The organism is Nocardioides sp. Leaf374 (assembly GCF_916862475.1).
Classification (GTDB): Bacteria; Actinomycetota; Actinomycetes; order Propionibacteriales; family Nocardioidaceae; genus Nocardioides; species Nocardioides kribbensis.
In genome coordinates this window covers 120,104-129,199 of the sequence record NZ_CAKASO010000008.1, presented here as the reverse complement: position 1 = coordinate 129,199, position 9,096 = coordinate 120,104, and the positions used below count along the sequence as shown (strand labels likewise).

Genomic DNA, 9,096 nt, shown 5'->3' with positions numbered 1-9,096 from the left:
CCTCCCTGAGTTCGGGGAGAGCCTAACAGTGACGACGGTCTCAGGCGGACTTCACGCCGACTTCCTGCGCAGGCGGCTCGACGACCTCGAGGAGCAGCTGGCCGCCACCCGTGAGGAGGTCGCCCGGGCCGACCGCGAGCGCTCGGCGCTGAGCGCGCGCAAGGAGGCCCTCGAGATGGGGCTGCAGCGCAAGGACGGCGCGGGCGCCCTGCTCGCCGCCTCCGACGGCGTCTCCGGCCTGCTGGGCTCGGTCGCGGCGCTGGTGTCGGTGCGCCCGGGCCACGAGACCGCCGTCGCCGCGGCGCTCGGCGCCGCCGCCGACGCCGTCGCGGTCACCGGCCCCGACGCCGCGCTCGCGGCCATCGGCCACCTCAAGGACCGCGAGCTCGGCCGGGCCGGGCTGCTGCTGGCGGCCGACCCGGCCGAGGCCGGCGGGGCGGCGGCCGACCGTGACTGGCCGGCCCTGCCGACGACGGCGTCGTACGCCGTGGACTCGGTGGAGTGCCCCGCCGGGCTGCAGGCCGCCCTGGCCCGCCTGCTGCGCAAGGTCGCCGTGGTGGACGACCTCACCGCCGCGCGCGCCCTGGTCGCCGAGGCCCCCGACCTCGTCGCGGTCACCCATGACGGCGACGTGCTCGGCGCCCACCTCGCAGCCGGCGGGTCGGGCGACCAGCCGAGCCTGATCGAGGTCCAGGCCGCCGTCGACGACGCGACGACCCAGCTGGCCGAGGCGGTCGCGACGGGGGAGCGGCTCGGCTTCGCGCTCTCCCGCCTGGAGCGGGAGCGCCTGGAGGCCCAGCAGCGCGTCGACGCCGCGCTGGCGAGCCTGCACGAGTCCGACGCGACGCTGGCCGCCGTCGCGGAGGAGCTGGGCCAGCACGGCTCGCAGGCGCGCGCGGCGCGGGGGGAGGCCGAGCGCCTGGAGCAGGCCATCGCGCAGGCCGAGGCCGCGCGCGACCGCGACGTCGCGGGCCTGGCCGATCTCGAGGCCCGCCTTGCCGGGGCGGAGGAGAGCCCCGACGAGGAGCCCGACACCGCCGAGCGCGAGCGCCTCGCCGCGGCGGCCCGCGAGGCGCGACAGGGCGAGATGGAGACCCGGCTGGCGTTGCGCACCGCCGAGGAGCGGGCGCGCGCGCTGCACGGGCGAGCCGACTCGCTGCTGCGCGCCGCGGCGCAGGAGCGCCAGGCCCGTGCCCGCGCCGCCGAGCGGCGCCGCCGGCTCGAGCGCGAGGCCCGCGCCGCCCGCGCCGTGGGCGCCGGTGTGGCCGCGGTGCTGGAGCGGCTCGAGGTGTCGGTGGGCCTGGCCGCCGAGGCCCGCACCGCGATCGAGGAGCAGCGGCGGGGCCGGGAGGGCGAGCTGCTCGCCGCCCGGGCACGGCTGCGCGACCTGGGCCGCGAGCACGACGAGCTGGTCAGCACCGTGCACCGCGACGAGCTGGCCCGCTCCCAGCAGCGGATGCGCATCGAGCAGCTCGAGCAGCGCGCGCTCGACGAGCTCGGCGTCGAGCCCGACGCCCTCGTCGCCGACTACGGCCCCGACCAGCCGGTGCCGGTCGCGCCCGCCCCGGACGCGGCCGAGGACGACCCCGCCCCGGAGCCGGTGGCCTACGTGCGCGAGGAGCAGCAGAAGCGGCTGCGCAGCGCCGAGCGCGCGCTGGCCCAGCTGGGCCGGGTCAACCCGCTGGCGCTGGAGGAGTTCACCGCGATGGAGGAGCGCCACCAGTTCCTCTCCGAGCAGCTCGACGACCTGCGGCGCACGCGCAAGGACCTCCTCGACATCGTCAAGGACGTCGACGTGCGCGTGGAGCAGGTCTTCACCGAGGCCTACGCCGACGTCGAGCGGGCCTTCGACGCCACCTTCGCCCGGCTCTTCCCCGGCGGCGAGGGCCGCCTCGTGCTCACCGACCCCTCCGACATGCTCACCACCGGCATCGAGGTCGAGGCACGCCCGCCGGGCAAGAAGGTCAAGCGGCTCTCGCTGCTCTCCGGCGGCGAGCGCTCGCTGGTGGCGGTGGCCTTCCTGGTCGCCCTCTTCAAGGCCCGGCCGTCGCCGTTCTACATCCTCGACGAGGTCGAGGCCGCGCTCGACGACACCAACCTGGGCCGGCTGCTGCAGATCTACGAGGAGCTGCGCGAGAGCTCGCAGCTGCTCGTCATCACCCACCAGAAGCGGACGATGGAGGTCGGCGACGCCCTCTACGGCGTGACGATGCGCGGCGACGGGGTCTCCACGGTCATCAGCCAGCGGCTGCGCGAGGCGGAGACGGCCTGACCCCGGCGGCCGACCCGGACGGTGCGCAGCGGGCCCTCGACGACGCGGTCAGCCCGCGGCGCCCCGTCGTCGGTCGGCGCGCCGGGCGTTGGCAGGATGGCCGCCGTGAGCGACCGCACCCGACCCACCCGAGCCGACTACGTCGCCTGGCGCACCATCACCACGCGCTGGCGCGACGACGACGCCTACGGGCACCTCAACAACGCGACCTACTACGAGATGTTCGACACCGCGGTCAACGCGCACCTCTACGAGCACACGGGCGTCGACGTGCGCCGCCTGCCCGCCATCGGCGTCGTGGCCGAGACCTCGTGCCGCTACTTCCGCGAGATCGGCTTCCCGGCCCCGGTGGAGTCGGGCCTGGTCGTCGACAAGGTCGGCACCTCCTCGATCGTCTACCGCATCGGTCTCTTCCAGGGCGACGCGGAGGAGGCGGCGGCCGAGGGCCGCTTCGTCCACGTCTACGTCGACGACACCGACCCGGCCCGGCCGGTGACCCCGATGCCCGACGTGATCCGTGTCGCAGTCGAGCCACTCCTGCGCGGGGGTGAGGCGGGCTGACCCCGCCTGTGCGACCGTGACGGTGCGGCCCCCGACCGGGCGCCGCGCCTCACACGTCTCGGAAGGTCCGCGTGCTCGTCATCGCCGTCGCCATGCTCGTCATCCTCGTCCTCGCGGGCCTGGTCATCTTCTACGTCGCCTTCCCGCACCGCGGGCAGACGCCGCCGCAGGGCGAGTGGCTCGGCGGCGTGATGTCGCGCGCCGCCGACGCCGTCCCGACCCTCGAGCACGACGCCCGCGCCCGGGTGGGCGCGCAGCAGGACCGCTCCGCCTGAGCATCCGCCCGCGGCTGTGGGCCGGCTCGCGAGCAGCCCGGGGGCAGGTGCCGTGGGGCGAGCCCCCGAGTCACGCTCCTGCCCGACAGGCACGTCGGCCCGCTCTGGTTGGATGAGGCCATGGAAGCCATCGCCATCCTGATCCTCGTCATCGCGCTGGTCGGCGTGGCCCTCGTGGCCACCGTGACCGGCCTGGTGGTGACCCGCCGCCGCAAGCCGGCGCCCCTGCCCGACACCCACACCGACGTCCTCGGCACGCCCGTCGAGGACGGCGCCGAGCCGGTCGAGCTCAGCTCGCCGCCGGCCACCCTCGAGCCCGAGGCGCCGGTCGAGCCCGAGACCGCCCCCGCGCCCACCCTGGAGCGGCCGGAGAGCACGGCCTCGCGCCTGCAGCGGCTGCGTCAGCGGCTGGCCGGCTCCCAGGGAGCCCTGGGCCGCGGCCTGCTCGCGCTGCTCTCGCGCGACCGGCTCGACGAGGACACCTGGGAGTCCATCGAGGACACCCTGCTCACCGCCGACATCGGCGTCGGCCCCACCCAGGAGCTGGTCGACCGGCTGCGCACCCGCATGCGCGTCGACGGCGCCGACGCCTCCCAGGCCCGCGAGGTGCTGCGCGAGGAGCTGCTGGCCCTGGTCGACCCGAGCATGGACCGCCGGCTCCAGGTCAGCGGCGAGGACGGCCGGCCCGGCGTCGTGCTGGTGGTCGGCGTCAACGGCGCCGGCAAGACCACCACGGTGGGCAAGATCGCCCGCATCCTCGTGGCCGAGGACCGCTCGGTGGTGCTCGGCGCCGCCGACACCTTCCGCGCCGCCGCCGTCGAGCAGCTGGCCACCTGGGGTGAGCGCGTCGGGGTCGACGTCGTGCGCGGCCCCGAGGGCACCGACCCCGCCAGCGTCGCCTTCGAGGCGGTCAAGCAGGGCGCGAGCGAGGGCGCCGACACCGTCATCGTCGACACCGCGGGCCGGCTGCAGAACAAGGCCGGCCTCATGGACGAGCTGGGCAAGGTCAAGCGGGTCATCGAGAAGCAGGCCCCCGTCACCGAGGTGCTGCTGGTGCTCGACGCCACCACGGGTCAGAACGGCATGATCCAGGCCCGCGTCTTCAGCGAGGTCGTCGACGTCACCGGCATCGTGCTCACCAAGCTCGACGGCTCCGCCAAGGGCGGCATCGTCGTGGCCGTGCAGCGCGAGCTCGGCGTGCCGGTCAAGCTCGTGGGCCTGGGCGAGGGCCCCGACGACCTGGCGCCCTTCGACTCCGGCGCCTTCGTCGACGCGCTGCTGGGCTGAGCGCCCGGCGCACGCCGACCGGGCCGCACGGGCGCGGCCCCGCACCTCGGTGCGGGGCCGCGCCCGTCGTCACGTCATCGTGAAGTTACACAGCCACCGGGTCGTTTACGTGGCTGAAACACACCTCACGGGGAGAGGAAACCTGGCCCCACCAAGGTCTCCTGCAACAGCCGCTGGGCCGCCGACACCGGAGTCGCCGACGCCCCAGCGTCACCGCGCAATTCCCCTGGAGGTCCTGTGGACGGCTATTACGCCTTCATGCTCATCGCGACAGCGCTCGTGCTGATGATGACGGTGCCCGCGCTCGCCCTGTTCTACGGCGGCATGTCCCGCTCGAAGTCCGTGCTGAACATGATGATGATGTCCTACATCGCCGCCGCGATCGTGGGCATCCTCTACGTCGCGGTCGGCTGGTCGATGGGCTTCGGCGGCGAGGGCACCTTCTTCGCCAACCCCTTCGAGCTGTTCTGGCTCGACGGCGTCACGACCGACGGCTACATCTTCGTGATGTTCCAGATGACCTTCGCGATCATCACCTGCGCCCTCATCAGCGGCGCGGTCGAGGGCCGCATGAAGTTCGCCGCCTGGGTGACCTTCGTGCCGATCTGGGCCCTGGTCGTCTACTTCCCGCTGGCCCACATGGTCTTCAGCTGCACCGACGACTCCCTCATCTGCGGCCGCATCGGCGCGCAGGACTACGCCGGCGGCACGGCCGTCCACATCAACGCCGGCGTCGCGGCCCTCGTGCTCGTGCTGCTGCTCGGCAAGCGAGTCGGCTGGCCCCGCGACAAGATGCGCCCGCACAACCTGACGCTGACCATGCTCGGCGCCGGCCTGCTCTGGTTCGGCTGGTACGGCTTCAACGTCGGCTCGATCGTCTTCGGCGGTGAGAGCGAGGAGGCCGACATGGCCCAGTTCCTCTCCGAGACCGGCCGCACCTTCGCCAACACCACCCTGGCCACCATGGCCGCCATCCTCGGCTGGCTGGTCGTGGAGCGCGTCCTGCACAAGAAGGCCACCTCGCTCGGCGCGGCCTCCGGCATCGTCGCGGGCCTGGTCGCGATCACCCCGGCCGCCGGCGCGGTCGACATCGAGGGTGCGGTGGCCATCGGCGCCATCGCCGGCGCGGTCTGCGCCTGGGCCGTCGGCCTGAAGTTCAAGGCCGGCTTCGACGACTCCCTCGACGTCGTGGGCGTCCACCTCGTCGGCGGCATCGTCGGCACGGTGCTGATCGGCGTCTTCTCCACCAGCGACGGCGCCGGCGGCGTCGACGGCCTGCTCTACGGCGGCGGCGTCGACTCCCTGGTCGACCAGGTCCTCGGCGTGCTGGTCGCGGTCGCCTACTCCGGCGTGCTGACCGCGGTGATCGCGCTGGCCATCAAGTACACCATCGGGCTGCGCCTGGCCGAGGAGGACGAGGTCGGCGGGATCGACCTGGCCGCCCACGGCGAGTCGGCGTACGACCTGCACACCGGCGTCGGCGGCTCGGGCAACGCCACCAGCGTGCTCGCGCCGAAGACCCAGAAGGAAGGTGTCTGAGCCATGAAGCTCGTGACCGCGGTGATCAAGCCGCACAAGTGGGAGGACGTCCGCGAGGCCCTCGAGACCTTCGGCGTCACCGGCATGACCGTCAGCGAGGTCAGCGGCTACGGCCGGCAGAAGGGCCACACCGAGGTCTACCGCGGCGCGGAGTACGACATCGCGCTGGTGCCCAAGATCCGCATCGAGATCGTCGTCGAGGACGACGACGCCGAGGACGTCGTGGGCATCGTCGTCAAGACCGCCCAGACCGGGCGCATCGGCGACGGCAAGGTCTGGCTGAGCCCCGTCGAGAGCGTGGTGCGCGTGCGCACCGGCGACCGGGACGCAGCCGCACTGTGATCCACCGGACGGGCCCGGCCCCCCTCACGCAGGGGTGCCGGGCCCGTCCCGTCCCGGACCGACCGGCCGACCCGCGGCGCGGGGCCCTCCCCGCCGCCGGGGCCGTCCGGCATGATCGGCCCCACCTTCCCGGCTCCCGCCGGCCCGCCCGACCCAGGAGAGACCCATGAAGCTCGTCACCGCGGTCATCAAGCCGCACAAGTGGGAGGACGTCCGCGTCGCCCTCGAGAGCGTCGGCGTCACCGGCATGACCGTGAGCGAGGTCAGCGGCTACGGCCGGCAGAAGGGCCACACCGAGGTCTACCGCGGCGCGGAGTACGACATCGCGCTGGTGCCCAAGATCCGCCTGGAGATCGTCGTCAACGACACCGACGCCACGACCGTGGTCGACACCATCGTGGCCAGCGCCGCCTCGGGCCGCATCGGCGACGGCAAGGTCTGGGTCTCACCGGTCGAGTCGGTGGTGCGCGTGCGCACCGGTGACAAGGACGACGCAGCCCTCTGACCGTGCCTCCCCACCCCCACGCGCACCCCCACGCGCACCCCCAGCACGCCCAGCACCTCCGCACGAGCCGGCAGCAGGCCCCCGCATGAGCGCCGCCGACCGCGCCCGCCGCACCGCCGGGGCCGACGCGCTCTGCACGAAGGCCTACGAGGCCGCGGGAGGCCAGGACAACGGCACGGCCCTGGTCGCCGTGGGCGGCTACGGCCGCGGCGAGCTCGCCCCGCACTCCGACCTCGACGTCGTGCTGGTCACCGAGGACGGCGTCGACCCCGGTGAGTTGGCCCACCAGCTGTGGTACCCGCTGTGGGACTCCGGCACCACCATCGACCACTCCGTGCGCTCGATGCCGCAGATGCTGGCCGCGGCCGAGGCCGACCTGCGGGTCGCGCTCGGGCTCGTCGACATCCGCCACCTGGCCGGCGACCCGAGCCTGACCCTGAGGCTGCGCACGACCATGCTGGCCCACTGGCGCCGCCGCTCGCGCGAGCGGCTGCCGGCCCTGCACGAGATGGTGCGCTCGCGCCACGAGCGGGTGGGGGAGCTGGCCCACCTGTCGGTGCCCGACCTCAAGGAGGCGGAGGGCGGGCTGCGCGACGCCACCGTGCTCAAGGCCCTGGTCGCGACCTGGCTGGTCGACGTGCCCCACGTCGAGCTCGAGCGCAGCCGCCAGCAGCTGCTCGACGTGCGCGACCTCGTGCAGGACGCCGCCGGACGCGCCACCGACCGGGTCAACCCCGAGACGTGGAGCGAGCTGGCCACCGGTCTCGACCTGCCCGACGCGCGCAGCGCGCAGGTGCACGTGCGCGAGCTCGGGCGGCGCATCACGCACCTCTCGCGCCTGACCTGGCGGCGCGTCGACGACGTGCTGGCACGCCCGGCCCAGGTCGGCGTACGACGCCCGTCGCTGACGCCGGTCGCGCCCGGGGTGGCGCTGGCCGGTCGCGAGATCGTGCTCGACGCCCGCGCCAAGCCCGCCCAGGACCCCGTGCTCCTGCTGCGCGCCGCCGCGGCCGCCGCCGAGATGGACGTCGTGCTGGCCCCGCCCACCGCGGCGCGGCTGGCGCGCGAGTGCCCGCCGCTGCCCGACCCGTGGCCGGCCGAGGCCCGCCAGCAGCTGGTGCGGCTGCTGGCCTCGGGCCGGGGTCTGCTGCCGGTGTGGGAGACCCTCGAGGAGACCGGGGCGCTTACCCGGCTGCTGCCCGAGTGGGAGCGCATCCGGCTGCTGCCGCACGCCTCGGCCATCCACCGCTTCACCGTCGACCGCCACGTGGTCGAGACCTGCATCGAGGCCTCGGCGCTCATCCGTCACGTCGGACGACCCGACGTGCTGATGGTGGCCGCCCTGCTGCACGACATCGGCAAGGGCTCGCTGACCGAGCACAGCGTCGCCGGCGAGCCCCTCGCCCGGACGATCGCGACCCGCATGGGCTTCGCCCCCGACGCCGTCGACCTCATCGCCTCGCTCGTGCGCTGGCACCTGCTGCTCTCGGAGACCGCGACCACCCGCGACCCCGACGACCCGGCCACCGTCGACCGGGTCGCCAGCCGCATCCGCACCACCGAGGCGCTGGCCCTGCTGACCTCGCTCACCGAGGCCGACGCCAAGGCCGCCTCGGCCCCGGCGTGGTCGAGCTGGCGCGCGGGCCTGGTGCTCGACCTGTCGCGCCGGGTGCGCACCGCGATCGACACCGGCCAGAGCCTGCCGGTCGTGGAGACCGACGAGGTCGACATCCCGGAGGCCGTGCGCCGCGGGGCGGTGTCGGTGAGCGTCGAGGCCACCCCCGACGGCTCGCGCGTGACCGTCATCGCCCCCGACCGGGTCGGCCTGCTGGCCGACTTCGCCGCGATGTTCGCCCTGCAGCGCATCGCCGTGCGCGCGGCACGGGTCTGGGCCCAGGACGTCTACGGCGTCTCGGTCTGGGAGGTCGCGCAGAGCGACCTGACCGGGGCCTTCCTGCTGGAGAAGTACGACGCGATCGTCGAGGGCCGGGTCGACCCCGCGGCGCGGCTGACCCCGCCCGACGCCACCACGCTGGCGCCCACGGTGGAGGTGCGGGCCGACGCGTCGGCCTCGGCCACGGTGCTCGAGGTGCGCACCGCGGACCGCCCGGGGGTCGTCTACCTCGTGTGCTCCGCCCTGGCCCGCCTCGACGTCGCGGTGCGCTCGGCCCACGTCGACACCCTCGGGCCGCAGGCGGTCGACGTCTTCTACCTCCAGGAGGCGGGCGCCGGTCAGCTGGCCGAGACCCGTGCCGCGGCGGCGGCGCACGCGGTCAGGGCGACCTTGTCGGGGGAGTCGCGTTAGGCTCGACGCC

Annotated in this window: 7 protein-coding genes and 1 pseudogene; all 8 read left to right on the top strand. The window is 74.5% G+C overall.

Translation table 11 applies throughout. The features are described 5' to 3' along the window. Nucleotides 1–2,272, top strand: a pseudogene (locus LPA27_RS06165) (AAA family ATPase); the annotation flags it as partial. A 105-nt stretch (nucleotides 2,273–2,377) separates the two neighbouring features. After that, nucleotides 2,378–2,833: an acyl-CoA thioesterase gene (locus LPA27_RS06160; protein WP_228941880.1), complete on the top strand. Its 456-nt coding sequence runs from the start codon at nucleotides 2,378–2,380 to the stop codon at nucleotides 2,831–2,833. A gap of 71 nt (nucleotides 2,834–2,904) precedes the next feature. Beyond that, nucleotides 2,905–3,108 (top strand): hypothetical protein, encoded by a 204-nt coding sequence (locus LPA27_RS06155; protein WP_056862359.1) that lies wholly within the window; start codon nucleotides 2,905–2,907, stop codon nucleotides 3,106–3,108. 120 nt (nucleotides 3,109–3,228) lie between these two features. After that, complete coding sequence (ftsY, locus tag LPA27_RS06150) at nucleotides 3,229–4,395, top strand: signal recognition particle-docking protein FtsY (protein ID WP_056904613.1); 1,167 nt, start codon at nucleotides 3,229–3,231, stop codon at nucleotides 4,393–4,395. Nucleotides 4,396–4,653: 258 nt separating this feature from the next. Continuing rightward, entirely contained in the window at nucleotides 4,654–5,934 is a 1,281-nt protein-coding gene (locus LPA27_RS06145; protein ID WP_056862899.1) for an ammonium transporter, read from the top strand. A gap of 3 nt (nucleotides 5,935–5,937) precedes the next feature. Beyond that, the gene (locus LPA27_RS06140) at nucleotides 5,938–6,276 is read left to right on the top strand and encodes a P-II family nitrogen regulator (protein WP_056862361.1); all 339 of its coding nucleotides are present in this window, start codon (nucleotides 5,938–5,940) and stop codon (nucleotides 6,274–6,276) included. Between the two features lie 166 nt (nucleotides 6,277–6,442). Further along, complete coding sequence (locus tag LPA27_RS06135; RefSeq protein WP_056862362.1) at nucleotides 6,443–6,781, top strand: P-II family nitrogen regulator; 339 nt, start codon at nucleotides 6,443–6,445, stop codon at nucleotides 6,779–6,781. Between the two features lie 85 nt (nucleotides 6,782–6,866). Then, complete coding sequence (locus LPA27_RS06130; RefSeq protein WP_228941879.1) at nucleotides 6,867–9,086, top strand: [protein-PII] uridylyltransferase; 2,220 nt, start codon at nucleotides 6,867–6,869, stop codon at nucleotides 9,084–9,086. Nucleotides 9,087–9,096 lie beyond the last annotated feature (10 nt).